19 protein-coding genes and 1 riboswitch are annotated in these 26780 nt (G+C 46.2%); of the genes, 14 read left to right on the top strand and 5 right to left on the bottom strand.

The window, feature by feature from the left end:
• Positions 1–9: 9 nt before the first annotated feature.
• Positions 10–3156, top strand: coding sequence for an efflux RND transporter permease subunit (locus ACJJIS_RS11325; protein ID WP_475708136.1), 3147 nt, complete (start codon positions 10–12; stop codon positions 3154–3156).
• 291 nt (positions 3157–3447) lie between these two features.
• Here ACJJIS_RS11325 and ACJJIS_RS11320 read toward each other — a convergent pair whose 3' ends face one another.
• The gene (locus ACJJIS_RS11320) at positions 3448–4722 is read right to left on the bottom strand and encodes a hypothetical protein (protein ID WP_475708135.1); all 1275 of its coding nucleotides are present in this window, start codon (positions 4720–4722) and stop codon (positions 3448–3450) included.
• Positions 4723–5269: 547 nt separating this feature from the next.
• The gene (locus ACJJIS_RS11315; RefSeq protein WP_475708134.1) at positions 5270–6556 is read right to left on the bottom strand and encodes a hypothetical protein; all 1287 of its coding nucleotides are present in this window, start codon (positions 6554–6556) and stop codon (positions 5270–5272) included.
• A 449-nt stretch (positions 6557–7005) separates the two neighbouring features.
• Here ACJJIS_RS11315 and ACJJIS_RS11310 point away from each other — a divergent pair, with 449 nt between their 5' ends.
• Positions 7006–7941 (top strand): SPFH domain-containing protein, encoded by a 936-nt coding sequence (locus ACJJIS_RS11310; RefSeq protein ID WP_475708133.1) that lies wholly within the window; start codon positions 7006–7008, stop codon positions 7939–7941.
• Between the two features lie 95 nt (positions 7942–8036).
• Complete coding sequence (locus ACJJIS_RS11305; RefSeq protein ID WP_444959510.1) at positions 8037–8987, top strand: IS5 family transposase; 951 nt, start codon at positions 8037–8039, stop codon at positions 8985–8987.
• Positions 8988–9232: 245 nt separating this feature from the next.
• Here ACJJIS_RS11305 and ACJJIS_RS11300 read toward each other — a convergent pair whose 3' ends face one another.
• Positions 9233–9775, bottom strand: coding sequence for a serine protease external chaperone (locus tag ACJJIS_RS11300; protein WP_475708132.1), 543 nt, complete (start codon positions 9773–9775; stop codon positions 9233–9235).
• Between the two features lie 13 nt (positions 9776–9788).
• Positions 9789–12077 (bottom strand): S8 family serine peptidase, encoded by a 2289-nt coding sequence (locus ACJJIS_RS11295; RefSeq protein ID WP_475708131.1) that lies wholly within the window; start codon positions 12075–12077, stop codon positions 9789–9791.
• 845 nt (positions 12078–12922) lie between these two features.
• Between ACJJIS_RS11295 and ACJJIS_RS11290 the strand changes: the two genes are divergently transcribed.
• Positions 12923–13105 carry a DUF1428 family protein gene (locus tag ACJJIS_RS11290; RefSeq protein ID WP_475708130.1) on the top strand — a complete coding sequence of 61 codons (183 nt, stop codon included), beginning with the start codon at positions 12923–12925 and terminating at the stop codon, positions 13103–13105.
• An 897-nt stretch (positions 13106–14002) separates the two neighbouring features.
• Here the strand turns inward: ACJJIS_RS11290 and ACJJIS_RS11285 are convergent.
• Complete coding sequence (locus ACJJIS_RS11285) at positions 14003–14992, bottom strand: right-handed parallel beta-helix repeat-containing protein (RefSeq protein WP_444933368.1); 990 nt, start codon at positions 14990–14992, stop codon at positions 14003–14005.
• Positions 14993–16728: 1736 nt separating this feature from the next.
• Positions 16729–16876: riboswitch (cobalamin riboswitch) on the top strand.
• 103 nt (positions 16877–16979) lie between these two features.
• On the opposite strand from ACJJIS_RS11285, the gene ACJJIS_RS11280 reads away from it, so the two are divergent.
• From ACJJIS_RS11280 to ACJJIS_RS11235, 10 genes are read left to right on the top strand one after another with little or no spacing between them, the layout of a single operon-like run.
• Entirely contained in the window at positions 16980–18836 is a 1857-nt protein-coding gene (locus ACJJIS_RS11280) for a TonB-dependent receptor plug domain-containing protein (protein WP_475710325.1), read from the top strand.
• A gap of 36 nt (positions 18837–18872) precedes the next feature.
• The gene (gene cobO / locus ACJJIS_RS11275; RefSeq protein WP_475710324.1) at positions 18873–19487 is read left to right on the top strand and encodes a cob(I)yrinic acid a,c-diamide adenosyltransferase; all 615 of its coding nucleotides are present in this window, start codon (positions 18873–18875) and stop codon (positions 19485–19487) included.
• A 12-nt stretch (positions 19488–19499) separates the two neighbouring features.
• The gene (locus ACJJIS_RS11270) at positions 19500–21008 is read left to right on the top strand and encodes a cobyric acid synthase (protein WP_475710323.1); all 1509 of its coding nucleotides are present in this window, start codon (positions 19500–19502) and stop codon (positions 21006–21008) included.
• Complete coding sequence (locus ACJJIS_RS11265) at positions 21005–22027, top strand: FecCD family ABC transporter permease (RefSeq protein WP_475710322.1); 1023 nt, start codon at positions 21005–21007, stop codon at positions 22025–22027. The genes ACJJIS_RS11270 and ACJJIS_RS11265 overlap by 4 nt, the downstream gene beginning before the upstream one ends.
• The gene (locus ACJJIS_RS11260) at positions 22027–22809 is read left to right on the top strand and encodes a heme ABC transporter ATP-binding protein (protein ID WP_475710321.1); all 783 of its coding nucleotides are present in this window, start codon (positions 22027–22029) and stop codon (positions 22807–22809) included. Before ACJJIS_RS11265 ends, ACJJIS_RS11260 begins: the two co-directional genes overlap by 1 nt.
• Complete coding sequence (cobU, locus tag ACJJIS_RS11255) at positions 22802–23350, top strand: bifunctional adenosylcobinamide kinase/adenosylcobinamide-phosphate guanylyltransferase (protein ID WP_444917303.1); 549 nt, start codon at positions 22802–22804, stop codon at positions 23348–23350. The genes ACJJIS_RS11260 and cobU overlap by 8 nt, the downstream gene beginning before the upstream one ends.
• Before the next feature lie 18 nt (positions 23351–23368).
• Positions 23369–24415 carry a nicotinate-nucleotide--dimethylbenzimidazole phosphoribosyltransferase gene (gene cobT / locus ACJJIS_RS11250; RefSeq protein WP_475710320.1) on the top strand — a complete coding sequence of 349 codons (1047 nt, stop codon included), beginning with the start codon at positions 23369–23371 and terminating at the stop codon, positions 24413–24415.
• Positions 24405–25010, top strand: a complete 606-nt coding sequence (locus ACJJIS_RS11245; protein ID WP_475710319.1) for a histidine phosphatase family protein — start codon at positions 24405–24407, stop codon at positions 25008–25010. Before cobT ends, ACJJIS_RS11245 begins: the two co-directional genes overlap by 11 nt.
• Positions 24994–25827, top strand: a complete 834-nt coding sequence (gene cobS, locus ACJJIS_RS11240; protein WP_475710318.1) for an adenosylcobinamide-GDP ribazoletransferase — start codon at positions 24994–24996, stop codon at positions 25825–25827. The genes ACJJIS_RS11245 and cobS overlap by 17 nt, the downstream gene beginning before the upstream one ends.
• Positions 25828–25857: 30 nt before the next feature.
• The gene (locus ACJJIS_RS11235; protein ID WP_475710317.1) at positions 25858–26751 is read left to right on the top strand and encodes a cobalamin-binding protein; all 894 of its coding nucleotides are present in this window, start codon (positions 25858–25860) and stop codon (positions 26749–26751) included.
• Positions 26752–26780 lie beyond the last annotated feature (29 nt).

The following is a 26780-nucleotide window of genomic DNA, read 5'->3' as shown; positions in this document are numbered from 1 at the left end:
GGCCAGAAGATGATTGAAAGCATCCTGCGCTTCTCCATTGAGCGGCGTTATTTCGTATTGTCCCTAATTTTTATTCTGGTGGGGCTCGGGGTTTGGAGTTACCAGAAACTCCCTATTGATGCGGTCCCCGATATCACCAATGTTCAGGTGCAGATTAATACTGAAGCACCTGGTTACTCGCCTTTAGAAGCTGAACAGAGAATCACCTATCCGGTAGAGGCGGCACTTGCCGGACTTCCCAACTTGGAGTACACCCGTTCGATTTCGCGCTACGGGCTATCCCAAGTGACCGTGGTTTTCAAAGAGGGGACAGATCTCTATTTTGCGCGAAACTTAATAAACAGTCGTCTGGGTACCATCGAGAGCAATCTGCCCCCGGGGTTGGAGCCGGAAATGGGGCCCATTGCCACCGGGCTCGGTGAGATCTTTATGTATACCGTGGAGGCTTTACCCGGAGCAACCCAGCCCAATGGCCAGCCCTACGACGCCACTGCACTGCGGGAGATTCAGGATTGGATTATTAAACCGCAATTGTCTCTCGTTCCGGGGGTTACGGAACTAAATACTATCGGTGGCTATAACAAGCAATATCACGTAACACCGGACCCCCGCCAGATGCTTAACTTCGGCGTATCTATGGAGGATATTGCCGAGGCTTTGCGTCGCAACAACGAAAGTCGAGGTGCTGGCTATCTGGAAAATAATGGACGCCAACTGTTAGTGCGTTCACCGGGACAACTACAGAATATCGGAGAAATTGAAGACGTAGTAATTACCAGCCGATCCGGGGTGCCGGTTAAAATTTCTGATGTTGCTGAAGTGGCTATTGGTAAAGAGCTGCGTACCGGTGCTGCTACGCGAGATGGTGAAGAAACCGTTTTGGGCACCGCTATGATGCTGGTGGGGGAAAACTCCCGCGAGGTGGCGCGCAATGTGGCGGTAGCTTTGGAGCAAGTAAAATCCACTGTACCTGAAGGTGTAAAGGTGGAAGCGGTTTACGATCGCACGACGCTCGTGGACAAAGCCATCGCTACAGTACAGAAAAACCTTATTGAAGGTGCGTTGCTGGTAGTCGTCGTGCTGTTCTTGCTACTTGGAAATATTCGGGCTGCCTTTATTACGGCCGCTGTGATTCCGCTGTCCATGCTTGCCACTATATTTGGTATGGTGCAAACCGGTGTTTCTGCCAACCTGATGAGTCTCGGTGCGCTCGATTTCGGTCTGATTGTCGATGGGGCTGTAATTATCGTAGAAAATGCGATTCGCAGGCTCGCCGAAGCCCAACAGCGCAAGAGCGGTAAGTTACCTCTGCAAGAGCGACTGGAGCTGGTATTCCAGGCCACCAATGAAGTGATTCGCCCGAGCCTTTTTGGAGTGTTGATTATCACGGTGGTGTATATTCCTTTGTTCACACTGACTGGTGTCGAAGGAAAGATGTTTCACCCTATGGCCGCTACTGTGGTTATGGCGTTATTGGCTGCATTGGTTCTTTCTCTCACCGTAGTACCTGCAGCAGTTGCTGTTTTTCTCACCGGGAAAGTCAGTGAAAAAGAAAATAAGGTGATTGTTGCTACTAAGTCACTGTACAAGCCGCTTTTAATTGCCGCAATGAAAGTGCGTTGGCTGGTACTATCAGGGGCTCTTGCTTTAGTACTGTTTTGTAGTTGGCTAGCTACTACTCTCGGTTCTGAGTTTATCCCTCAGCTTAATGAGGGCGATATTGCACTACACGCTTTACGTATTCCGGGGACTGGCCTTGAGCAGTCGGTGGAAATGCAGCGTCTACTGGAGCAGCGCATTAAGGCGTTCCCCCAGGTAGACAAGGTATTTGCAAAAATTGGTACTCCAGAGGTAGCTACAGATCCAATGCCTCCGAATGTGGCTGATAACTTTGTGATCCTGAAACCCAGAAATCAATGGCCCAATCCAAAACTGCCTCAGGAGCAATTGGTGGCAGAAATCGAAGCAGCCGTTCGAGAGCTTCCAGGTAATAACTACGAATTTACCCAGCCAATCCAGATGCGTTTCAACGAGTTGATTTCTGGTGTGCGTGCAGATCTAGGCATCAAAGTATTTGGTGATGACCTGGACCAGCTGGTCGCTTCGTCTAATCAAATCCTGGGAGTGTTAAATGGGATTGAGGGTGTAGCCGATGCTCGAGTAGAGCAGGTTGAAGGTCTGCCAGTTCTCTCTGTAGTCCCCAAGCGTATAGCGCTTGCCCGCTATGGTATCGACCTGAAAACCCTACAGGACTTGGTATCAACCGCAATTGGTGGGGAATCTGCAGGGCTGATTTATGAGGGTGACCGTCGCTTCCAATTGGTAGTAAGGCTGCCGGAAGGTCTGCGCCGGGACTATGAAAACCTTGGTGACTTACCTGTACCTTTACCCGCTGGTAGCCCGCTAGGTAGCTATGTGCCCTTGTCTGAAGTAGCCAATCTTGAAATGACACCGGCTCCCAATCAAGTCAGTCGTGAAAATGGCAAGCGCCGTGTAGTGGTAACCGCGAATGTACGCGATCGCGATTTAGGATCTTTTGTAGAGGAGGCAAAAGCCCGAATCCAGCAACAGGTGTCTTTGCCTGCCGGTTACTGGTTGGTATATGGAGGTACATTTGAACAACTGGAATCTGCAAGTACGCGTCTTTCTATCGTTGTCCCGCTGACGCTTTTGGTAATCCTCGGTCTTCTGGTAATGGCTTTCGGCTCATTCAAGGATGCCTTGATCATTTTTACAGGAGTTCCCTTAGCGCTAACTGGCGGGGTGCTAGCTCTATGGCTGCGCGGTATGCCTCTATCGATTTCTGCAGGGGTTGGGTTTATTGCCCTTTCTGGTGTTGCGGTTTTAAACGGCCTGGTAATGCTGTCATTTATTCGTCAGCTGCGGCAACAGGGCGGTGAGCTTTTGGTTTCGATTATTGACGGAGCAATGATTCGTCTTCGTCCTGTACTGATGACTGCTCTGGTCGCCAGCTTGGGGTTCGTGCCTATGGCATTGAATGTGGGTACCGGCGCAGAGGTACAAAGGCCCCTGGCCACGGTTGTGATTGGGGGGATTATTTCTTCCACACTTCTAACTCTGTTTGTACTTCCGCTACTGTATCGGATTGTGCATGGCAGGGGAGGGGAAGAGATGATTAAAAACGCTATTAAGTAGATGTTTCTGCCTACTTCACCTCACAAAAGAGGTGAAGTAGGTGGAGAACCAATGAGGCAAGATTCAGTTAATTTATTGCCTCCTAGTGACGCTCTAAACAAAAGGTATGAGTGCAGGTCGTTCGGCGTCCTAATAAACTCCCCTATGAGTCTGTAAGATAATCATAGTGTCTAATATATAGCCTGCGTATGGTTTAAATGTATTGCTTTTATGGGGCTGTGTTTTTTTGGGGAGTGGTACATACTGAAAGTGATTCGATAGCTTGAGACGCCTAGTTTATGTGGAGCTGATTCATATCAAATTCTTTAGAGTGTTGATATATTTTTCAGCAAAATTTAAAGCGTTATTTCTTTTTGTCAGTGGCTCACAGTATGAAAAGACAAAAACGGAACTTTTTTCTGTTGAATAAGTGCTCAATGATATTGGATGGGCGCCATGAGTTTGGAGTGAGGTACCTATGATGGGTTCAAAAAAAATCATGTGCACACCCAGGGATTCCAGGTTACCCAAGTTGGATACACATAACCCTTCAAGAAAGTAGGGGTTGTTGGTTTCGTACTTTTCAACCCACTCTATAATACTCCCTAAATCATAGTTCTTGTGAAAGTTAAACTTACAATATTCACCGGACGCTGCCTGCCGATCAAGTTCAGTCTGTAAGTGCTTTGCCAGCTCCCAGGTGTTCTCGATATCGATATCTGGTGTAACCTCAAGAGTAGTAACTGCAGAAAATGTACCAATAACGCTTAATTCGATTCCGGTACCGCATAGGTCGCGGACATCCATGGGTAATAAGATTTTGATCCACTCTCTGTGATTTGGCAGTATGTTTGATGCCTGGATGGCAATAGCACAAAAAAGCGCACTAGGTCTTACTTTGTGTTTTCTGCCAATAGTTGCAACGTGAGAGAGTTCCTCCATAGGAAATTTGCGATATAAAATATGGCCCTCCCTTTCAGTAACAAAAGCGGCTTCTTCTACTGGCCATTTAAATAAATTTTCTTTAATTCCAGATTTTTGCTTGTTTGAGAAATGCTTGCTTGAATCAAAGTAGGTCTCAACTGGGTTGTATAACAGCTGTCTATCTAACCTGAATCTTCCTTGATCCAAAAAATACAAATCTAAAATATAGAATATGATCCCGGCAGACCGGCCGTCCAATGCAGCATGATTGCTGACCATAGATATGTAGCCGACTTTACCGAGTGAATTTAGATAGAAGGAAAGAGTATATGTACATGCTTCAACATTGAGTCCTGTTTTACCTCTACGAGTATATTCATACTCAATATTAATGGGTGTTGAAAGCTCTTTTATTTCTATAGGGATATCCTCAAAGGGTACATCGCAATACCAGCGCAGTTGCTCAGTTGACTCAACACGAGCCTGTAGAAGGGGGTAAATTTTATGGATTAAAGAAAAGGCAGTTTTAAGTTGCTCAACACTCAGTGGAATTAGAACTTTATAAAAGGAAACCAGCAAGGTTCCCCCGCAAGTTCTCCTGGCTAGCTCGGTAAATAATGCTTCTTCAGGCCCCAGCACCCTGGATAGTTCTGGGCTGGACATAGGTTCTCTTTCCAAGAACAGATTGACTTAATGTCAAACTTAATAAAATAGAAGTTAAGATGCAAAAATATTGATGCCTAAATGTTGCTTGCTTATCTACATATAGATGTTCGGAATACATAAGTGTTGGTTAAGATTTGTCGTGGTTTGATCTAATTCTGACTGGTTTGAGGTGCATTGCTTGAGTGGGGGTGTGGGGCAATAGTTCCTTTAGAATATATGTGCGCCTTTCGATAAAGCTAGTAAGGTCGTCTCCTTTTGGTAGGTTACATTATGAAAGATAAGTGCTGAATTCTGGATGGTTTATTAGGTTAAAATTGATGATTGGAGAAATTCGGGAGATTCATGTGATATGACTGGCTGTGCTTGGTTGGCGTTACTAATATTTCCTTGCATTGATTTTTGGTGGTCACTTGTTGTGACCAATTGATTCTTTGTTGGAGAATCGTACATAAGGTGAAATTGTTTGGGTGTAGCCTCGGCTGATTAGGGAGTAGTGGGCGCCTTTGCTTTACTTTTGCTTTTGTTCGTTTTTTCAAGTCAAGGGTTAGTTCTCAGGTTCTAAAAGCCTCTTGATCGTGTTGATGAATTTTTCTGCAAAATTCAAAACGCTATCTCGTTTTGTGAGTGGGTCACAGTATGAAAATATAAATACAGAATTACGTACCGTTGAATAGGTTAGTAGTGAGATAGGGTGAGCCCCATGTGTTTGAAATGGAATTGCCGTGATGATTTCGAAGTGCTTCATTGCCGTGCCAAGCGCTTTCATACTGCCTACATTAGATATACACATTCCTTCAGAAAAGACAGATTTCTTTTCCTCGTAGTCCTGAGCCCATTCAATAATATCCTCGAGTTTATATTTCTTGGGGAACATGAACTTGAATGGTTCTCCTTCTTCCGCCTGTTTATCAAGCTCAATCTGTAAGTGACGCGCTAGTTGCCAAGTATCTTCTATATCTATATTGGGCATGATTTCAAGAGTGGTTGCTGATGAAAAAGCACCTACTGCACTTAATCCAATTTCAGTGCCGCAGAGTTCACGAACATCCACGGGTAGTAAAATCTTTATCCAATCTTTATGGTTGGGTAATATTTTGGATGCTTGAATTGCAATGGCACAAAACAGGGCGCTTGGCCTTACCTTGTGGGTTTTCCCTATTTTTACCAGTTGTGAAATTTCTGCAATCGGAAATTGTCGATATATAGCGTGACCTTCACGTTCTGCTGCAAAAGCAGGTTCCTCTACGGGCCAATTAAAGAGTTCATCTTTTTGAGGTGATGGTTTTTCATGGGCAAAGTATTTAGAGGAACTAAAGTAGCTTTCGACAGCTTCGTAAAGTGGTTGCCCGCCCAACCTGAATGTTCCTTCATCTTTAAAGAATATGTCTAAAATACAGAATAAAGTCATCACTGATCGGCCATCCAAAGCTGCGTGGCTGCTGACCAGTGAGATCCATTCAGCTTCGTCATTGGAATTAATATAGAAGGAAAGTGTATATGTGCATTTTTCAACATCAAGGCCCGTCTTCCCCCGACGATTGAATTCAGCCTCGAAATCAAGAGGCTCCTTCAATTTTCGAACCTCAATTGGAATTGACTCGAATGGTACGTCGCAGCGCCATCGAAGCTTGTTGCCGGACTCAACTCTTGCCTGTAGAAGTGGGTAGATTTTATGTGCCGATGCGAAACCACTTATTAATTTTTCAACGCTAAGAGGGGTGAGTACTTTGATAAAGGAGATTACTAATGTCCCCCCGCAAGTTCGCCTTGCCAACTCGGTGAACATAGCCTCCTCTGCACCTAATACTCTGGAGAGCTCTGTAGCCAGCACAAAGTACCTCCTTTTTAAAGCCCATCCATATCATGTAAAGTAACTTGAATAGGCTTGAATCGCAAAAAACAATTGCTTAAAGATAAATGACTGTAGATTTGATTTTGGATACTTTGTTGCAGAAGAATAGTTAAGTGATGGTAAGTTGTACTAACAATAGTTTTATTGGTGCGGGTTTTAATTTAAGGGTTTTTCCAGAAAAATTGTTGTTTATTGGTCTGTAGCGGGTTTAGTGAAGTTCTTTACATTTGCTTTTACCCTACTGGGGGGTAGTAGACTTACAGTTGGGTTTTGGACAGTAGCTTTGTGGCCAGCATGTTGTAGTTGATGTAAGCTGTGGGTGAATGCTCTTAGTATAGTGGGTATATTTGCGTATCCATTGGTTACCCCTTGCTGAATAAGAGAGTTTGCACATCTTATATAATTTATTCTGACTGGATTTTTAAAATATGCCGGAACAACTCTTTCCCCTTTTACTTTTTTGGCCTGCGATACTTGGAGCTGTAGTAATTTTTTTGTTAGCTAAGTCCATTGTGATAGTGGAACCGAAACAGTACCACTTTGTGCTATTTCTTGGTAAATATTGGAAAACTGCTACCCCTGGTTTCAACTTGATTATTCCCTACCTTTCCTGGGTAGACAAAAAAGCTTCAACGGCTCTACATGAAACCCCCGTTGAGTTGAGTCTAAAGACCAGTAATCATGTCACTTTTGGTTTGATTCTTAAGGTTCAGCACCAGGTATCGTCGGATGTGCAGCTTGCATACAAAGCTCTATATGATTTAGAGAATTACCAGGCACAACTGAAGTCTTTTGCGACAGATGCAGCTATCCCTGTTGCCAACGGCATTGAACTTGAAGACGTTTATAACAAAAAAGAACATATAGCTGATAAAGCCAAGGGGCGCCTTCGCCAATTTTTCCACGACTTTGGTGTAGAGATTGTCGATGTATTATCAGATGAGCCGCGGCTACCCAAGTCGGTAGAGGTTCAGGCTAACAAAGTTATGGAAATGCAGCGGGAGAAGCAGGCCGCTACCTACGAGGCTGAGGCGATTCGGGAGCGCGAAGTGGGTAAGGCTAAAGCTGATGGCGAGTCCGTAAAGATTCGTATGGAGAAAATGGGGGAGGCACGACGGGTATATGCACAAAGTGCAGCCGAGGCTATTAAGGTTCTTACCAGCGCTGGTACCAGCGCAGACGAAGCGTTGCGCTTTATGACTGCCATTGCAGATAATGATGCGCTGGTAACTGCTGCACGCCATGGGAGTACTGTAGTCATGGCTACTGGGCAAACTCAACAGGCACCCATCGCGCTACCAGTACATGAAAAGGCTAGAGCAAACGCTCAATCCAGGGTGCATGGTGAAGTAGAGTCTGCCTGATATAGCTTTTTTTCAGAAAGAAGATCTAGGGAACCTCTGAATAATTCTGAGTCAATTTGGTAATATTCACCTACCCATCAAGACTACGATGAATCATGCACCAAGTCACCTTTGCCGAAGCAGAATATAAGCTAAAGCGTCGTATAACTCGCCGAGAGAAGTTTCTTTCTCAAATGGAAACCCTCGTCCCATGGCAGCGACTAGAAGCTCAGATCACTCCTTGTTACCCACAAGGTAAACGTGGCCGACAGCCATATCCATTGAGTGTCATGCTTCGTATTCATTGCATGCAGCTATTTTACAATCTCAGTGATCCCGCTATGGAAGATGCACTGTATGAAATTGAATCCATGCGTAGTTTTGCTGGATTGACTTTGAGTAGCCCAATTCCCGATGAAACAACGATTCTTAACTTTCGCCACTTACTGGAGCTCAATCAGCTAGGTGCAGCTCTTTTTGATGAAATCAACAAACACCTTGCTGAGAATGGGATGGTACTGCGTGAAGGCACGATTGTAGATGCCACTATTATCTCTGCGCCAACTTCAACTAAGAATGAAAAGAAAGAACGTGACCCGGAAATGCATCAAACAAAGAAAGGCAATCAGTGGCATTTTGGGATGAAAATGCATATCGGGGTTGATGATGTGCTCGGAGTAATACATAGCATAGATACAACAGCAGCGAATTCGCATGATGTCACAACCACAGAGCGAGTTCTCCACGGGGAGGAGAAAAGAATCTGGGGAGACTCTGGGTACATTGGTGCGGAGAAACGTGAAGAGTTGAAAGAGCGGGAGGCGGATTGGTATATAGCAATGAAGCCGAGCAAGCTAAAAACTCTTCCAGGGCGTGATGCACTCCGTAAAGCGGAAAAGATCAAGGCGCAGATAAGAGCGAAGGTCGAGCACCCCTTCCGCTACATCAAACGGGTATTTGGTTATGACAAGGTCCGCTATCGGGGACTGGTAAAAAATACTGAGAGGCTGTGCTTACTGGCAGGCTTTACCAACTTATTAATAGGGAGAAAATACTTGGCTGCCTAGGGGTGGTTCGCCTGAAACCCACCTATTGAGGGTTTCAGATGAAAAATTAGGGGACTATTACGCGAAAATTACGCGTTTGTGCGTAATAAAGTGAATTTTTCAAGCAGCTCAGCTTAATTCTGGAAAAATGCTTCGTTGATCAGAGGATCCCTAGATCTTAATCCGGGGATTTTATAAAAGGCATCACCTAGAAGGTGACGCCTTTTATATCAGAGTCAGAAATAAATATTTAAATTGAGTTTTAACTATTGTGCTTCATTTATGGTCTCTGTAACTTCCACTCGGCTTTCAATAGCTAGGCCAGATTCTTTAATTACATTAAAGGCTTCCAGTAAATCATTGCCTTCTTTAACTTTCAGGATGGCAATGTCAGTACCAGGAAATACTGATAACACTTCCATGTTAGCTACAGAGGCTACTTCTGATGCGCTTACATTTTTGTCTAGTAAAATTGTTATATTGCCAGTTAATGTTGTTAACTCATTAGTCATAGTGTTTCGTACTACCGTACCTTTGCCAACAACATCAGTTGTAGAGTCGTCAGCAATATCCACTATAGCCATTTCACCTTTTGTTGAAACAATACGTTCTGGCGCAGCAATCGCTGTGGGGACGCTTGACAGTGATCTTTCGATTTTAAAGATGCCAAAATCAGCAGTGCTAGTTCTTAGCTTTGTGACCTTGATCTCTTTGCTTTCTACATTTAACTCTTTGTCAATATCGCTAGCTTGTACTATGCCAGATAAACATACCGCAGCTGTTAGTGTCATTAATATATTAAGCTTCATTGTGTTGTCCTTCTTATTGTACAGCGCGTCCAAAGGTTCTTAGTGATACTCCCTCTAACACACTTTCAACTGGATTATTGATAAGGCCGGTAGCCCCCCAGTAGTTATCTGTATTTGAGAAATCGATATTTGTTTCACCGGTATCTAATGCTCTGATAGTCCAGGTTCCTTTAGCATTTTCCCCGTAGAAGGCATTAGAAAGAAGCACGGCACCATCTAAAATATAGCCATAGCTATATCCAGTTTCAAAGCTGTAAGAGGCATCTAGTAACGCCTGTTTAGAAGAAAGTAAAACACTTCTAGTACCTGAAGGAGAAACTACCTCAAGAGCCAAATCGTTACCAGCTGATGTCAATAGGCTATCATTTAATATAGCGCCCATGTGGTCATTGCGAACAACAAATTCGAACTGCATTGCTTCGATAATAATGTCTTCAGTCACTTCGATTTGCTGGCTAATACCTGTTGCGCTATTGTCTGGAATTGTTGCTCCCAGTGCTGAATCACTGATGGTTGAGCCTACTCCTTGCCAATCAGTGACAATTTGCTCACCAAGATTCTCTGAGTAGCTTAAAGCCATAGCAACAGCTGCACCTGCATCAACGCGACCAAAGCCATACAAATTGTTAAAGTAATAACCAGCAGCGTTTTCAATCCAGCCATCATGAGCAACAAAAGTTCCTTCTCCAATCGTAAGCTCAACTTTTGCATCTTCTGTATCAATTACAGTACTTGTCGAGGCCAGGATGTGCCTGACATCTCGCCAAGTCAGCTCTGGATTTGCAGATAGGATCAGAGACACAACACCTGATGCGTTTGGCGCAGCAGAAGATGTTCCATTGAAGGTTGAGGTATAGTTACAGCTTGCATTCTCTGGGTGGCCCGGATAGTTGAATGGGAATTGGCTGGCTGCGAAGTCCTCACCGTAGTATTCACTCCAGGCGCTTATTGTCCCACCATTAAATCCAGAATAACCATTAATGCATGTCATTTGATCCGTGGTTACCATGGCGGGAGCGTAGCGACCAAACTCTCCTGCAGGAGCTGATACCATCATGCTTGCCCCGGCTGTCGAGTAGCTCGTATGCTTTCCGTTAGCGTTTACTGCTGCAACATTCAGGTAATAAGGGTGACCGTGACTGGGCTGGAATGCAGAGTTGTAACAGGTTAGACCCAGCTCATTGGCCCCATTATCAGCGCATAATGAGCCCTCACCACGGCCGTCCTCAAAAGAGTTGCCACTTGACTTCATGTTCAAAGCGCCTTTTCCGCTTCGAAGAGTAAGGTTGGGGTAAGACTCAATGGCTTCATCTAAAGCAGAGTAAGCAATAGAAGCTGGGTAGGTAATACCATAGCTGCGGTTAAACGCTGAAATTTCCTCATCTATAGAAATACCACTACCAGGAAATCCGTGCGCCAATAGATCAGTTTGCTCTATTTTATCACTACCTAAGTAGTTCATGCCGATAAGCCCAGTATCTGGGGCCACCCCACGGCTACCTATATTGTTCCAGCCTTTAGCTGCGATGAGACCGGCAACACTAGTACCATGATCTCCGCTATTGGATAGGCTTGTCGGGTCTGTTCTGTCAGCTGCTGATTCATCTAGGTTGAGAGAGCGATTTGCCAGCACGTTATCGATCAGATCTTCATGGCGAATTTCTAAGCCTGAATCCACAACAACAGCCGTTACGCCTGCACCAGTTACACCTTGAGAGTATGCTGCTAAAACATTCATATCTTCGCCGGCAACTAGCTCTTCAGCTTCAGCTTCTTCAAATCTGTCATCAGCTTCCGCAGCTGTATAAATCTCTAAATCTACAAGGCCTTGCTTCATTTCATCGCTGAGGGAGTAAGCTTTTTGGCCTGTGTTTCGTAAGTGCCATTGCTGATAGGCTAAAGGGTCGTTTGCGACATTTGTTATTTCAATTGTCGCAGAGGCAGATGCACTATTTGCGGTTACCGTATAACCAATTGAAACCTCTTCCCCCGAGAATGAAGTATATTCAAATTCATTGCCATCTAATGTCATCTGACCATGACTGAATGTATAGATACCCTCAACTGACTCGATAGACTCATCACCCTCATAAAAACTATAGGTTAAAGAATCCCCATCTTGATCGTACCCTTGTAGATTACCGGATGCGGGAATCCACTGCTTTGCCCCTTTAATCGTTACATCTTTAGCGGTTGGCGGAACATCTTCAGGTTTAGACGACTTGTTATCGTTCACACACCCTGACAATGTTAATAAAAAAGCCGCTTGAATTGCAGAAAGTTTAAACATCTTTTTGTTCATTAAAAAATACCCTTTATCCCCATTATTTGTAATTTTCGGGTCCGGAAATTATAAACCACTTAAAAGTTGTTTAGCCAACAAAAATTGGTCTCTTGATTTTTGTGGAATCTAGGGTTAGCCGATCTAAACCCTGGTACCATTTGAGCTAGTTTCAGGGTTTAATCTCATGAATTAGTGATTTTTTGATAGATTTTTGGTGTTTCTAATCTCAGCTTCTCCCTATCACTTGAATGGAGTTGCGACTGAATTGGTTATGAAAAGTTGAGCTTGAATATTAATTTGTCAATTTTAAACCTTCTTCCTAAAAAGCAATTCGAAATTTGACTATCCTTTCGAGTCTGATTTTGTATCAAAAGCAATCAAATCGTTGTGATGTTATAGGTTCAAGTAAGTTATATTTGACGAGAATATAGTTTTTGTAGCCTCGAACTAATGGGGAACATTAATGTGACTTTCTTGACTTAACTTGGTGGGAGTCAAGTAAAATTTGGAAAATAACTCAAAGAAAGAATATATCTTTATGTTTTTCGTGCTACGTCTAGCTTGAGTAGAGTTAAATGACTGAATGTTGGCATTCTAGGCCAAAATATACAGTATTAATTTTATCATTTGAAGACTGCAGGTAACTAATATTAGTGGCAAGTACTTTGTCTGAAGTGGTTATCAGCAGGCATTTGCAGTGTCGTATACGGATTGGTTTGCAGGAGGAGTGCCTACAGCAAACAAAGAAGAATATATTGAGTATGCAATAATTGCTGCTGGGGTGTTTAAAGAGTAAGGGGCGTTAAAAATTGTTGAGCTCTGAGGGGGTAATGTATTGGATGGTGAAATGATCATCATTTCAGGTGCCTATAAAATGTGCAGAGAATGAAGTTGTAGTGCTCTCCTGGGTTGCTTGGTTATCCAAACATGTTCGAGATACTGGGGTGATCATAGATGACCCAAGGGTGACTTCACGGCTAAGCCCTATGTCATTTGATGGTAAAAGATTGATCTATGGTGGTTTTAATATAATTTTGGATGAATAAAGAATGTTTGTAGGTTATTGCGGAATGTCAACATTAGTGATCTAGAGCAATGTCAATAGCTTAGTTTGAGTTGCCTTTGAGGTGGTATTTTATCGTGAATTGAGTAGTGCGAAGGTTCCGTTAATGATGGATACGCAGTTATATTTGGAGTGCGGCCACACCTGAAGAGGGTGGATATATTCTGCAGCTCAGTTGGGCTTTGGGATTCTCGAAGCTGGAGGCGACTATCCACTGCCTAAAGAAAGTGAAATTTCATTTCACGATTTCGAAGCTGGTCCTAATTTCTTTAGTTTGGTATATTCGTCAAAAGCCCAATTTCGCAATGTGGTATTGTTTAGGTCCCTCCCAGAAAAATTGGGTAATCCTGGGTAATCGTATGACTATAATTCCCTCTAACCTTGCACTATTTATCCTGGTCATTTGGGGTGGATAATGTTCGGCTGGTGGCTTTAGTAGAGATGTTTCTCTCTTAAAGAGTATATGTTTGTTAAGCACTTGCCTCCTCTACGGACCTGACGACCTTGGTTACAAGTCATGCCGCCATGGTAGCCCCACGACGGACTTGTCAGGTTGGTGTTTGGGAGATGGTAGGAGTTTGTTCTCCATATCGAATGATCCGGAACATGTGGTTAGTGTTACAACTATATTGCACGGTTGTGTATTTTATTCAATGCCAGTAGATTTAGGGTGATTATTGTTATCGGTTTTATTCGGTTCATTATCGCTCTTTTGGATTTGAATGTACCTATATTTAGGGGGTAGGCTTGTCTAATATACATAACTCTGGAAGTTGCCAATCCACGGCTATTAAATTTCTTTTTTCCACTGCCTACCCCCATGATCGATCGCCCACGCTGTAAATGTAGGACTTATCTACAAGTACAGTTATTTGATACGCTAGAGAAATCGAAGACAGTCAGGGTCGGAAGTATTGGCTGTATTGGAGCTCCAAGTATTATTTAAATTAGTGCAGGTGGGATCGGCAAATGGGTCCAGCAAGTCGAAACCAACATTATCTGTAGATATATTGCCTCGAATTACATTGTCGACACTTCCTGACTGCTCTATATATATTCCCTGGTCACCATTATATTGGACTGTGTTTTGGAGGATTGTGTTGCTAGAGCCGCTGTCGGAGATCTCAATACCATCATCACCATTATTGGAGGCAATGTTTTGGGATATATAAGAGTTGTTTCCATTAATGACGATTCCGCCACCATCATTGTTTTCAGAAATATTGAATGATATGGTTGCTCCTGATCTGTTTAGATCAATTCCGTCATCGTCACTGCCTGCAGTATAATTTTGGATGATAGAGGCTGAGGCGCCATTAATTTCGATGCCTTCGTCACCTGCCCCATTAATTATATTTTGTGTTACTGTAGTGAAGTCGCCACTGGCATCTATGCCATCATCACCATCCACCCCATTACTAGTAATAATATTGCCCTGTATTAGATTGTTATTACTCTCTGCTCTGATTCCGTCATCGAGGAGAAAATTAGTGATTTGTGTGTGAAGAATTGAGTGTAAGCCGGAGCCGGCTACCAGAATGCCCCCTGGACAATTCTCTACGCTCCCACCGATAACTTGACGAGAGGTACCCTCAACCATTATACCAAATTGTCCAGTTTCTCCAGCTTCGCCGATGCATGTGATTCCGCCATCACCTGACATATACAGGTTTCCTGAGGGGCCGGTAATGGTTAAAGCGTAAGGGTTTTCTGGCGTTAACTCACATAGTAAATTTTCTGTAAGAGTGGTAGGTGAATTAATAGTATCAAAACATTCAACGGCAAGTGATTGAGGGGAAAGTATAACGGCTGAAGTGCTTACCATTAAGTAGATGGGCGCAGTCAAAGACTTAGAAAATTTGATATTCATTGATGATTTCTTCCATATAATAGGGTATGAGTGGGTTTAGTTTATCCTTGTTTTTTAGGTATCCTGAAATGGTTTTTTTAGAGTCTTCAATGCAGTTTTGTGGTTAAAGTGGACGGCTGTTATTGCAGTAACAATTCTGCTTTGTGTGGTTGTTTTTTTCAAATATTTTTTTGGAGTTTTGAGATTATTGTAATTATATTTTTTTATAAGTCTTTGGGTGTTTCCCTTGGTCTATGAGGTTAGGTTTGTCCGGGAAGTACTGGTGTTGATTTTTAATATTTATATGGAGATGTTTAGTGTCGGTTGTCCTATATAGATATTGAGAATTAGTGGGTGTAATTATCTTGTCTGATACTTGTCACCTCAGGTAATACTTTTTGAATTCCTTTAAGGTCAATACTCCGGGTAGTTTTAAGTGGCAATCTGGGTAGGGACTATGATCAAGTACTGGGAGTGATAGGCTCTAATAACCAGGTGGTTCAGTACTTCCACATGAATATCTAGGGGGTGGACAATTTTGTGATGCCTCGAAAGTCCCATAGGGAAGCCTTGAAGACCGCAGTTGCTGCACTGTGACCCTGATGGCATTCGTTGCATGCTGCGCCTAATGTCTGCGACCATCAATACCTACAATATACTGTAGAATTATTTTGAGGCCCCTATTAAAAATTGAATTATGGCGCTTTAATAATAACTTTTCCCAGTTGTATCTCCTCATTTGATTAGTGTTGTTTGACCTTCTGGTACCTTTCTGCCAATTTCGTGATCACGATTAGAGGTGCCTTATGCCCTGAATTGGCTAAGAAGGTTAAACGGGGTGTCCGGAAATCCGTCGCTGACCAAGCAATAGTGATCCACTCAGTATTTTGAGTGTTAAGCCTAATACCGGCCTCCTTTTTTAAATATAATGGAATGGAGTGCTACCATCTTGCAATGCAATCTTTCGTGCTTTGGCTCTATATCATGTTCTCACTGGAATAGTTGACAAAAATGTAATTACTCATAATGGAGGTGGCTGTAATCTCCATAAATAAAATGCATCTTCGATGTTTTCATTGTTTCGCCAATGTACCGATAAATGTTTCTCGGATTGGATTGCAGTATTTGATAATAATTATAGGGAGTGGCTTATTAATTGCTCCTTTTTAAAGCTGTATTTAATTGCTTATTAATATATTTTGCCTGTAGCTGATGGCCTCTTGTTCGTAGAATGCTGCCAGGATAGGAGCAGGTATGGTTAGTGTTTCAAGCAGGGAAAGTACGTCTGACTCGCGAGTTAATATACTCAGGGGTACTTTTATTAATCTATTTGCTAAAATAGTTACCTGGTTTAGCCGAGCTCTGAACTTAGGCTGACGTGATTTTTATATTTTTGTAGGAAAGGGGCTGATAGGTACGAGTTTGAGTGCTGAATAATGGTTATTTAACGATCATGCTTGAAAGTATTCGCTTAGGCAGCGGATAAAATTTGTGATCACCCTGACTAATAATCGTGCTTGCAAAGAAAAACCTCTCATATTTTTGTCTATATCCTCCTTTCTTCGTGGGTTAATTATTATTGAGTGTTATCTCAAAAAAATCTCGCTAATGGTTAAATAACTCGAATAAGTTGATGTATCTAAAATTGGAGGAACTGCCCCCCCTCGAATGGCTCCAGAGCAAGGTGTCTAATGACTTATGACGTGAAAGTTAATCTTTTTTGGCTTCTGTTGACTTTCCGGTACCTTTCCACTAGTTTCGCGATCACGATTAGAGGTGCCTTCTGCCCTGAATTGGCTGAGAAGGTTAAACGGGAAGTCCGGAAGTCCGGCGCTGCCCCCGCAACGGTGATCCACTTGCATTCTGAGTGGTAAGCCCGATACCGGCCTCTTTTCTAAACACGATGGAGCGGAGGGCTACCATCTTGCAATACGATCTTTCGCGCTTCGGCGTGCCGCATTGCTATTCCTCCCTCGATCCCATGTGCTTTTGTCTTAGGGGTTGAAACTTGAAAAAATCTATATTTAGCCTGGCTGTTTTATCAGCCGTGAGCGCGCCGTCTTTTGCTGAATCCACTGTTACCGAATCTTCAATTCCAGACCTGGAAACTGTGGTTGTTGTGAGCTCCCGTCAGGGTGAGCCGCTGCGCCAGGTAGCTACTTCAGTAACTGTATTGGATGAAGAGCAGCTAAAAGAGCGGGGATTGGTGTCCCTTGCCGATGTTTTGCGCAGTGTGCCTTCCGTGTCTGTTACCAATACAGGGGGTATGGGCAAGACAACCTCCTTAAGGGTACGTGGAGAGTCCGGTTTCAGAACCTTGGTCCAGATAGACGGTATCGACGTTTCTGACCCAACCGGTACCCAGGCGGGGGCTCATGTTGAACATATTATGAGCAGCAACTTGCAGCGCGTGGAATTATTACGCGGTCCACAAGGTATGCTCTACGGAGCCGATGCCGGTGGTGTACTGGATATCTCGACTCGTCGCGAGGGTGAAGGGCAGCGCTTTGAGGTGTCAGCTGAGGGCGGTAGCTTCGATACTGAACGCTACAGTGCCAGCGCTAGCGGAGCTAATGAAGCACTGGATTATTTTGTTTCTGCTGCGGCGGCAGAAACCGATGGTTTTAATACCAGTAGTTATGACACGGAATTGAGAGATGACGACGGTTACGATAATGAAACCTTGCATGGCCGTGTAGGTTGGAATATTTCTGAGCAGTGGCGACTTGAGGCTGTGGCGCGGGATACCGATGCTTCAGGTGAGTATGATCGCTGCGGCTGGCCCTCTCAGGATGATTGTAACTTTGATTTCAGCCAGGAAAGTGTTCGTGTCAGCTTAGCTCATAAAGGCGAAGATGGTCAGCAGGAGTTGGCTTATACACGTTCTGATTTGCAGCGTACCTATATCAGTGAAGGCGTGCCCTTTTATGAAGCGGAAGGTGATATCGAAAAGTTGAACTTCACCGGTTCCTACGGGTTTAGTCGCGAACATGGAATGGTCTACGGGGTAGAGCATCGTGAAGATACTTCGGGAGACCTAGATCGGGATCAGTGGGCAGTTTATTCCGAATATCAGGGAAGCTATGCCGATCAGGCTTATATCACCCTTGGCCTTCGCCATGACAATAACTCTGATTTTGGCAGCTACAACAGCTTCCGCGCCAGCTCAGCCTATTTATTTGAGGATGTTGCCAACGGTACGGTAAAAATAAAAAGTAGTTACGGCACTGGCTTCCGTGCCCCGAGCTTATATGAAGTTGACTACAACGCTACCGCATTCGACTGGTTAACTTTTACTCCATTAGAGTTGCCGCCTCTTAAGCCGGAAGAGAGCCGGGGCCTGGATCTTGGTGTTGAATACTTTGGTGAAAACTCTCTCTACCTGGAGTTCGTACTGTTTAAACAGGTCATTGAGAATGAAATCGGATTCGATATGGTCGACTACACAGGTTACCTGCAAAGCAGTGGAGAAAGCGTGTCCCAAGGCGCTGAGTTTGTTGTCGAAGCGCAATTGACTGACAGTCTATTGCTCTCTGCCAATTACACCTACACCGATGCTGAAGAAGCCGATGATTCTCCCCGAGCCCGCAGTCCCAAGCACTTGGCGAATCTCGGCTTCACTTATAAGCCTACCAGTGACTTGAGCCTTGTTATGAACCTGCGTTCCAGTGCGGATGTGGTAGATAGCGATGGCACCTCGCTGGATGATTATGAAGTGCTGGATGCCAGTGTCCGTTATCAGCTGAACAACTCCACGACGGTATTTGTTCGGGGTGAAAACCTCACCGATGAAGATTATGTGGAAGTCACTGGCTATAACACTGCGGGCCTCGCCGGTTATGCTGGTGTGGAATTCAGCTTCTAAAACACTTTTTTTATAGGTTCTTGAACTGAGGTGGCCATGTCGGAAGACGAGCAAAAACGAAATGCCAAGCACAAGCAGGCAATGCAAAAACACAAGGAGAAGGTTGATGCCAACATTGCAGCAGCCGATATCCAGCGTGGAGTTGCTGTCCTTCTCACTGGAAATGGCAAAGGGAAGTCGAGCTCAGCTTTCGGCATGGTGATACGCGCACTGGGTTATGGGCAGAAAGTGGGCGTAGTGCAATTTATTAAAGGCGCACAGCAATCTGGGGAAGAGTTTTTCCTTAAAAACCATTGCCCGGAAGTTACTCTCTATCAAATGGGTACCGGCTTTACCTGGAATACTCAGGATCGCACCAGCGATATTGCTGCTGCAGAGAGAACCTGGGCAGAGGCAGAAAAAATGCTCACCGATACCACCTATGATTTAGTGGTGTTGGATGAGCTCACTTATATGCTCGCTTACAAATACCTGGATGAGTCCAAAGTATTGGAGACTCTAGCCCAGAGGCCACAGAAACAGAGTTTGGTGGTGACTGGTCGAGGTGGTGGTAGTGCGCTACAGGAGCTAGTGGATACGGTATCTGAAGTGAAAGATGTTAAGCATGCTTTTAAAGCGGGCATCAAAGCCCGCAAAGGCGTAGATTACTAGGTTGTTTTCACTATGTCCGTGTTGATGGTTCAGGGCACGACTTCCGATGCCGGCAAGAGTACTTTGGTGGCCGGGCTCGCTCGTTACTTTTCCCAGCGCGGAGTCAGTGTCGCACCTTTTAAACCGCAAAATATGGCACTCAATAGTGCCGTTACGGTGGATGGTGGTGAGATAGGGCGGGCACAAGCGTTGCAAGCCCAGGCCTGTGGGATCGACCCCCACAGTGATATGAACCCGGTGTTACTTAAGCCCGCTTCAGATACCGGGGCTCAGGTTATTATCCAGGGTAAAGTGTTGGGGAATATGCAGGCGCTGGATTACCACCACTATAAAGCTACCGCGCAAAATGCAGTGCTGGACTCCTTCGCACGGCTCGATGATCAATATGAGCTGGTGTTAGTTGAAGGGGCTGGCAGCCCGGCAGAAATTAACCTGCGGGAGAACGATATTGCCAATATGGGCTTTGCCGAGGCCGTTGATTGCCCGGTTGTACTGATTGCCGATATCGATCGCGGAGGTGTGTTCGCCCACTTGGTAGGCACCCTCGAATTGCTGTCTTCCTCAGAGCGAGAGCGTGTCGTCGGTTTTGTGATCAACCGCTTTCGTGGCGATCTGCAATTACTTCAGTCGGGGCTCGACTGGTTAGAGGAGTATACGGGCAAGCCAGTTCTCGGAGTCTTACCTTATCTCCATGACCTCTACCTTGACGCGGAGGATGCCATTAGCACCCAACAGAGCGGTGCTGATGCTCGATTGAAAGTGGTAGTGCCGGTATTGCCGCGCATAAGCAATCATACAGATTTTGATGCGCTGAGGTTGCACCCGGATATCGATCTGCAATTTGTCAGTGTCCGTGAACCAGTCCCTCAGTGCGACTGGGTTATTCTTCCCGGCAGTAAAAATGTGCGGGCAGACTTGGCTTACTTAAAAGAAAATGATTGGCCTGCACAGTTGGATCGGCATCTGCGCTATGGCGGCAAACTTTTGGGTATTTGCGGTGGTTTGCAAATGCTGGGGAGCGAGGTACAGGACCCGGATGGGGTAGAGGATACCCCGGGTAACGAACCGGGCTTGGGTTATCTGGATTTAATAACTCGATTACAGCCCGTCAAAGCACTAAAAAATATTACCGGTTTTTTAGCTTTGGAAAGTGAAGTAAAAGAAGCTGCTCCTGTTCAGGGCTATGAAATCCACTGTGGTATAACAGAAGGTGTAGCTCTGCAAACTCCAGCGGTATATATCTGTGATAAAGACGGAAATTCCAGGCCTGATGGTGCAATAAGTGCTGATGGACAGATATTCGCGACCTACGTGCATGGGCTGTTCGATTCACCCGAAGCGCTGAGCGCACTTTTTGCCTGGGGTGGGTTGAAAGACTCTACGCCGCTGGATGTGGGTGAACAGCGACAGCAACAATTGGACAGGCTGGCTGAGACTATTGCCGAGAATATCCAGGGAAACTGGCTCGAGCAATTTGAGGGAGCTAAGGAGACGGCAGTGCTGCAAGAGGATACCCAGTGACTGTTGCCCGTATCAAAGCATTAAATATTGCCTGGTGGTTACTGCCTGCAGCACTTGCCCTTAGTTTTTCTGCTGCCGTTGCTATAGGTGCAGTGTATCTCTCACCCTCACAACTATTTGCCGCGATCAGTGGCCAGGGCGATGGTGGACTCGCTGGGGATATTGTTCAGGCAATACGATTGCCAAGGGCGCTGTTGGCCGCTGGAGTGGGTGCTGTGCTCGCTATCTGCGGGGCAATGTTGCAAGGCTTATTTCGAAACCCTCTAGCTGACCCATCCCTGATTGGTGTTACCGCAGGGGCTTCTCTCGGTGCTTGTTTGGCCATCCTGCTAGGAGCGGAGGTTGCCGCTGCGTTTGGGAGTTTGCCCGTTGTATCCATAGCTGCTTTTTTCAGCGGCCTTTTAGCGGTGACACTGGTCTACAAAGTGGCGAAAAGTATTAATGGCACTTCCGTGGCTACCATGTTGCTAATGGGGATTGCCGTTACCGCTTTTTCCGCAAGCCTGATCGGGCTAATGGAGTACTTTGCTGATAATGACACCCTGCGCCGTATGAGCCTGTGGCTTATGGGAGGGCTGGATGCAGCGAGCTATCCTCGCGCTTTTCTGGTTTTGGCCGTGCTGAGCGCTTTGCTTGCCAGTATGTCCCGCTTCGGCACCTCACTAAATGTTCTTTTATTGGGAGAATCCCAGGCGCGGCACCTCGGTATTGATGTGGAGCGGGTAAAAACCCGTTTGATAGTGCTTGTTGCGGCGGGAGTGGGCACTTCGGTTGCTGTAGCCGGCAGTATTGCTTTTGTGGGGCTGGTAGTGCCCCATATAGTGCGTTTATGGGTAGGACCTGATCACCGGCAACTGTTGCCGCTTTCTGCCCTGGCTGGAGCCAGTTTATTGCTGGTTTCCGATACCCTGGCGCGAACCATTATTGCCCCGGTGGAGATCCCGGTAGGGCTGATCACCGCACTAATTGGAGTGCCTTTCTTTGTTTCCTTGTTGCGTAAAAGCAGGGGGGCAATTTAATGGCTCTGCTACAGGTGGAGGGAGTTGCGGTTAGTGTCGATAATCGGCCGCTGTTGCAAGATATCAACCTGAAGGTAGATGTCGGCGAGCTGGTTTGTGTGATTGGCCCCAATGGCGCCGGTAAGTCGACTCTGCTGCGTGCCCTTTGCGGTGAAGTCAGGATGGATTCCGGGCAGGTCCACTTTAAAGGCAGCTCTTTTTCAAAGTTGTCCGCCCGCAATCGAGCCAGGCAAGTTGCCGTCCTGCCGCAAAATAACCCACTGACATTTGCCTTTACCGGGCTGGAATTGGTCGCCCTCAGTCGAACTCCGCATTCCACTGGCACTGACCGGGACCGAGAAATCTGCCTGGAAGCCATGGCTGCCCTGGATGTTAGTCATTTGTCTGAGCGCCTGTACCCAACATTATCCGGCGGCGAGCAGCAGCGCTTGCAATTGGCTCGGGTGATGGCCCAGATCTGGCGGGCAGAGGATGGTGGAAAGCGGCTCCTCTTATTAGATGAGCCCGCTGCCAGCCTGGATATTGCACACCAATATGGAATGATGAGAGCGGTAAGAGACTTCGCGCGAAGTGGCGTAGCTGTGGTAATGACGGTCCATGATCTGGCCCATGCCAGCGGCTATAGCGACAGAATCCTCGCCTTAAAGCAGGGGCGCAGTATGGCCTACGGAAATCCAGAGGATGTATTGACTGCGGAGAATATGCAGCAGCTTTACGGCTACAGTGTCACGGTGATGCCACACCCCGTAACCGGTAAATCCCTGGTGATTGCCGATGTCTAGTGCCAGTGGTGTACATCTGGTACTAGGAGGCGCACGCAGCGGAAAAAGCCGGCTCGCGCAACAGCGCGCGGAGCAGTGGCTAAGCAGCAGTAGCGATGGTGGACTTACCTACCTGGCAACGGCTACGGCGGGCGATCAAGAAATGTCTACCCGTATTGCTCGACATCGGGAAGACCGGGATCATCGCTGGCAGACCCTGGAAGAGCCTATTGCATTGGCAGAGGCTCTGGTTACAGCTGCTGAGTCCCACTGTGTACTGGTGGACTGCCTCACTTTGTGGTTGAGCAACTGTCTTCATCAGGGCGTTTGGGAGCGTGAGCAAGAGGCGCTTCTGCAATGTATTGATCAGAGGCGTACTCTCGCTAACGGTAATACCCCACCTTGGATTTTTGTCAGTAATGAAGTCGGTTCGGGTATTGTGCCCCTTGGGCAGTTATCGCGGGAATTTGTGGATGCGGCAGGCTGGCTTCATCAGGCATTAGCCGAGCGAGCTGATAGCGTCACCTTGGCAATTGCTGGTTTGCCGCTCACTGTAAAGTAAAATTACCTGAAACTGATAATGATGACAGATGAACTCAGTTGGCTCGATAAGCCTGCACCAACCCCGGACCAGAGTGCTCGCAATGCCGCGATTGCCCGCCAGAAGCAATTGATTAAGCCGCAAGGCGCACTCGGTCGGCTCGAGAGCATTGCCGTGGATTTCGCCGGATTCCAGGGGAGGGAGCAACCCCAACTGAATAAATTGTCGGTGCGCGTATTCGGTGCTGATCACGGTATTGCAGCTCAGGGAACTTCCCGATTTCCTCAGGCAGTCACTTCTGTAATGCTGAAACTATTTTGCGAGGGCGGGGCGGCTATTAATGTATTGAGCCGCGAGCAGAGTGCTGACTTTGCCGCAATTAACCTGGGTTGTGTGGTCCCCGCTGAACACCCCGACCTGATTGATGAAGTTATAGCTCCCTCTACTGCGGATTTCTCCCAAGGTAACCCAGCTATGACCCAAGCGCAGCTGGCTCTTGCTCTTGATGCCGGTCGCCGTCAGTCTACCGATGCAGATTGTTTTATTGGTGGTGATATGGGTATTGGCAATACCACTTCCGCCGCTGCCATGTTTGCTGCCCTTTTTGAGCTAGAGGTTGGCAACATTACAGGGCGAGGAACAGGTATCGACGATGCAGTGCTCGCCCGCAAGGTGGAACTGATCGAATTTGCCTTGGAGCAGCATCGGGCAGCGCTGGGCTCGCCACTTGTTATTTTGCAAACTTTTGGTGGCTTTGAGATTGCAGCCTTAACAGGAGCGTTTGTCGCCAGTGCCCAGCGAGGTGTCCCTGTATTAGTTGATGGTTTTATGGCGACTGCTGCGGCAGCTATTGCCGGTGCTATTAATCCGTCAGTGAAACCCTGGTTGCTCTACGCCCATCTCTCTGACGAGTCTGGTCACAAACTAGCCCTCGAGTGCCTGGGGGTGAAGCCATTGCTGAGCTTCAATATGCGCCTTGGCGAAGGCACAGGTGCAGTGTTGGCCATCAGTATTATCAAGCAAGCGCTGAACCTGCATAACAAAATGTTCACGTTCAGTGAGGCAGGAGTGCCAGTTGCGGATTGATCTTTTACGACACGGTGCCTGCGAAGGTGGAAATATTTTTCGCGGCCAGATCGATGTGCCCCTAACCAGTGAGGGTAGGGAGCAGATGTTGCGAGGGCTTGCCGAACTCGATGGCTCCTGGGACCGGATTGTTACTTCACCCTTACAACGTTGCCAACGCTTTGCTGCCCAGCTTGCCCGAGAGAAAAAACTGCCGATAACTGAAGTTCCTGATATCCGGGAAATTGGTTTCGGGGACTGGGAGGGGCAGTCAGTCGATAAGATCTGGACTGAGCAACGAGCACTGTGTGAAGCCTGGGGGCGTGACCCGGAAAAGCACGCACCGCCGGGAGGTGAGCCCTTTCCCGTATTTCGATCCAGAGTTCTTCAAGCTATTGATAATCTAGCCCAGCAATACTCGGGAGAGTCCCTGCTGCTCATTACTCACGGTGGCGTTATCAAGTTGTTGCTCGCATATGCGAATAACTGGCTTCCAGTGAAAATGATTTCACTGCAAGTTAATTACGGGTTTGCCGCATCGCTGAGATACGACTCGGACAATAAGACCTTTACCGTTTCCTACCCAGAGCAGTCAGCTTATGTTTATTGCCCGTAAGTTGTACAACCTATCCCAAGCATTTCTGTATGCGCTGGTGTTTCTTACCCGGCTGCCGGTGGCGGGATTGCTGCGGGAGGTGGACAAGGAAACGGTGAAGCGGTCGATATATTTTTACCCCCTGGTTGGAGTGGTGATTGGTGTACTGTTATCCGGGGCCGCCTACCTTTTGGCTCCTTTAGGTACTCAGTTGCAAGCCGCAATACTATTGGGTTTCTGGGTGGTCCTGACAGGTGCACTACACCTCGACGGCCTTGCTGACTGTACTGATGCCTACTTTGCTGGACATAAGTGTGCCGATCCTGAAGAACAACGTCAGCATATTTTGAGGGTAATGCACGATCCCCGCTGCGGCTCTATTGCGGTAGCGGCTGTTGTTGTTTTCCTACTGATAAAGTTCGCTGCAATTGCAGCCCTGCTAGAGCTAATAAACCCGGTAACAAAAGATGCTTGGGTCTATCTGCCGTTGGTGCTCTCACCTATGCTAGCCAGGGCTGCGGCCCTGGCTTTAATGGGAATTTCACAATACGCACGTGGTGAAGGCCATGTACCGCCCTCTGGCTCCGAACACCGATGGGACCTATTGCCGGTAGTTGCAATCGTAGTTGCTATTGGATGTTTAGCGGCGCCAATACCCATTGCCATAGGCATCGTCTGTAGTTTGATTGCCCTGGTTTTATTCTGGCGTCGCCTGTGGGATAAGGCTATTGGTGGTTATACCGGCGATTGTTTGGGCGGTTTGGTCGAGATAAGTGAGTTGTCGATATTGATTTTATGGGTGGCAGTGGTTGCCAATGTGAGTTACGGAGCTGTTTAGAAGCTCCTTAGTTATAGTCGAGTTAAAGAGATGTCTCGAAGCAGTATTGTCCGTGTTGTTTTAACCTTGAACCTGTTATTGGTGAGTAATACTTGGGCGGATGATTCCGTGCGGGTAAAAGATGCCCGTGGCCAATGGGTTGAACTGCCTGCACCAGCAGAGCGTATTGTTGCGCTAGCGCCAAATATCGTGGAGAACTTTTACAGTGCCGGGGCAGGGGATAAGCTAATTGCTGCGGTAAGCTACAGTGACTACCCCGAGCAAGCCAAGCAATTACCGGAGATAGGTAACTATAAAGCGGTAAACTATGAAAGTTTACTATTGCTAAATCCTGACTTGATTGTTGCCTGGGGATCGGGAAATGGCGATCAGATGATTAATAAACTGGAGGATCTCGGTTTTACAGTTTTCGTATCTGAATCTCACACTCTTGAAGATATCGCTGTGAATGTAAAGCGCTTCGGTAAACTTGCAGGTACAAGTGACTATGCAGATAAATCTGCCGGAGAGTGGCTTGAGCGACTGAATCAAATACAGCTTAGCCATAAGGACCTGGATTTAGTCAGTGTTTTTTATCAGGTTTGGAATGAGCCACTGCAAACACTTAATGGCGACCACCTGATTAGCGATGTTATTCAAACTTGTGGCGGCCGTAATATATTTGCCGATGCATTGGTATTAGCACCGAAGATTAGTATTGAGTCTGTACTCGATAGAGACCCGAGAGTAATTATCGCCAGCGGCATGGGAGAAGAGCGGCCAGATTGGTTGGATGCCTGGGAAGCATACCCAAGAATTAATGCAGTTAAAGAGGGAAACCTGTTTCATGTACCACCGGATATCATCCAGCGACATACTTTTCGGGTGCTGGATGGTATGGAGATGGTTTGTGATGATTTGAATCGGGTGAGAAGAAGCGGTTAGTTTTTCTGCTTATCAGCAGGAAGACTCAG

The organism is Microbulbifer maximicatervae (SeqCode) (assembly GCF_056231245.1).
The sequence above is the reverse complement of the archived record's forward strand: the minus strand, read 5'-3'. Positions and strand labels throughout refer to the sequence as shown.

Excerpts from the sequence above, each read along its gene's own strand:
- ACJJIS_RS11325 (WP_475708136.1), top strand. The coding sequence starts at position 10 with ATGATTGAAAGCATCCTGCGCTTCTCCATTGAGCGGCGTTATTTCGTA.
- ACJJIS_RS11320 (WP_475708135.1), bottom strand. The coding sequence starts at position 4,722 with ATGTCCAGCCCAGAACTATCCAGGGTGCTGGGGCCTGAAGAAGCATTA.
- ACJJIS_RS11310 (WP_475708133.1), top strand. The coding sequence starts at position 7,006 with ATGCCGGAACAACTCTTTCCCCTTTTACTTTTTTGGCCTGCGATACTT.
- ACJJIS_RS11305 (WP_444959510.1), top strand. The coding sequence starts at position 8,037 with ATGCACCAAGTCACCTTTGCCGAAGCAGAATATAAGCTAAAGCGTCGT.
- ACJJIS_RS11300 (WP_475708132.1), bottom strand. The coding sequence starts at position 9,775 with ATGAAGCTTAATATATTAATGACACTAACAGCTGCGGTATGTTTATCT.
- ACJJIS_RS11295 (WP_475708131.1), bottom strand. The coding sequence starts at position 12,077 with ATGAACAAAAAGATGTTTAAACTTTCTGCAATTCAAGCGGCTTTTTTA.
- ACJJIS_RS11285 (WP_444933368.1), bottom strand. The coding sequence starts at position 14,992 with ATGAATATCAAATTTTCTAAGTCTTTGACTGCGCCCATCTACTTAATG.
- cobO (WP_475710324.1), top strand. The coding sequence starts at position 18,873 with ATGTCGGAAGACGAGCAAAAACGAAATGCCAAGCACAAGCAGGCAATG.
- ACJJIS_RS11270 (WP_475710323.1), top strand. The coding sequence starts at position 19,500 with ATGTCCGTGTTGATGGTTCAGGGCACGACTTCCGATGCCGGCAAGAGT.
- ACJJIS_RS11260 (WP_475710321.1), top strand. The coding sequence starts at position 22,027 with ATGGCTCTGCTACAGGTGGAGGGAGTTGCGGTTAGTGTCGATAATCGG.
- cobU (WP_444917303.1), top strand. The coding sequence starts at position 22,802 with ATGTCTAGTGCCAGTGGTGTACATCTGGTACTAGGAGGCGCACGCAGC.
- cobT (WP_475710320.1), top strand. The coding sequence starts at position 23,369 with ATGATGACAGATGAACTCAGTTGGCTCGATAAGCCTGCACCAACCCCG.
- cobS (WP_475710318.1), top strand. The coding sequence starts at position 24,994 with ATGTTTATTGCCCGTAAGTTGTACAACCTATCCCAAGCATTTCTGTAT.
- ACJJIS_RS11235 (WP_475710317.1), top strand. The coding sequence starts at position 25,858 with ATGTCTCGAAGCAGTATTGTCCGTGTTGTTTTAACCTTGAACCTGTTA.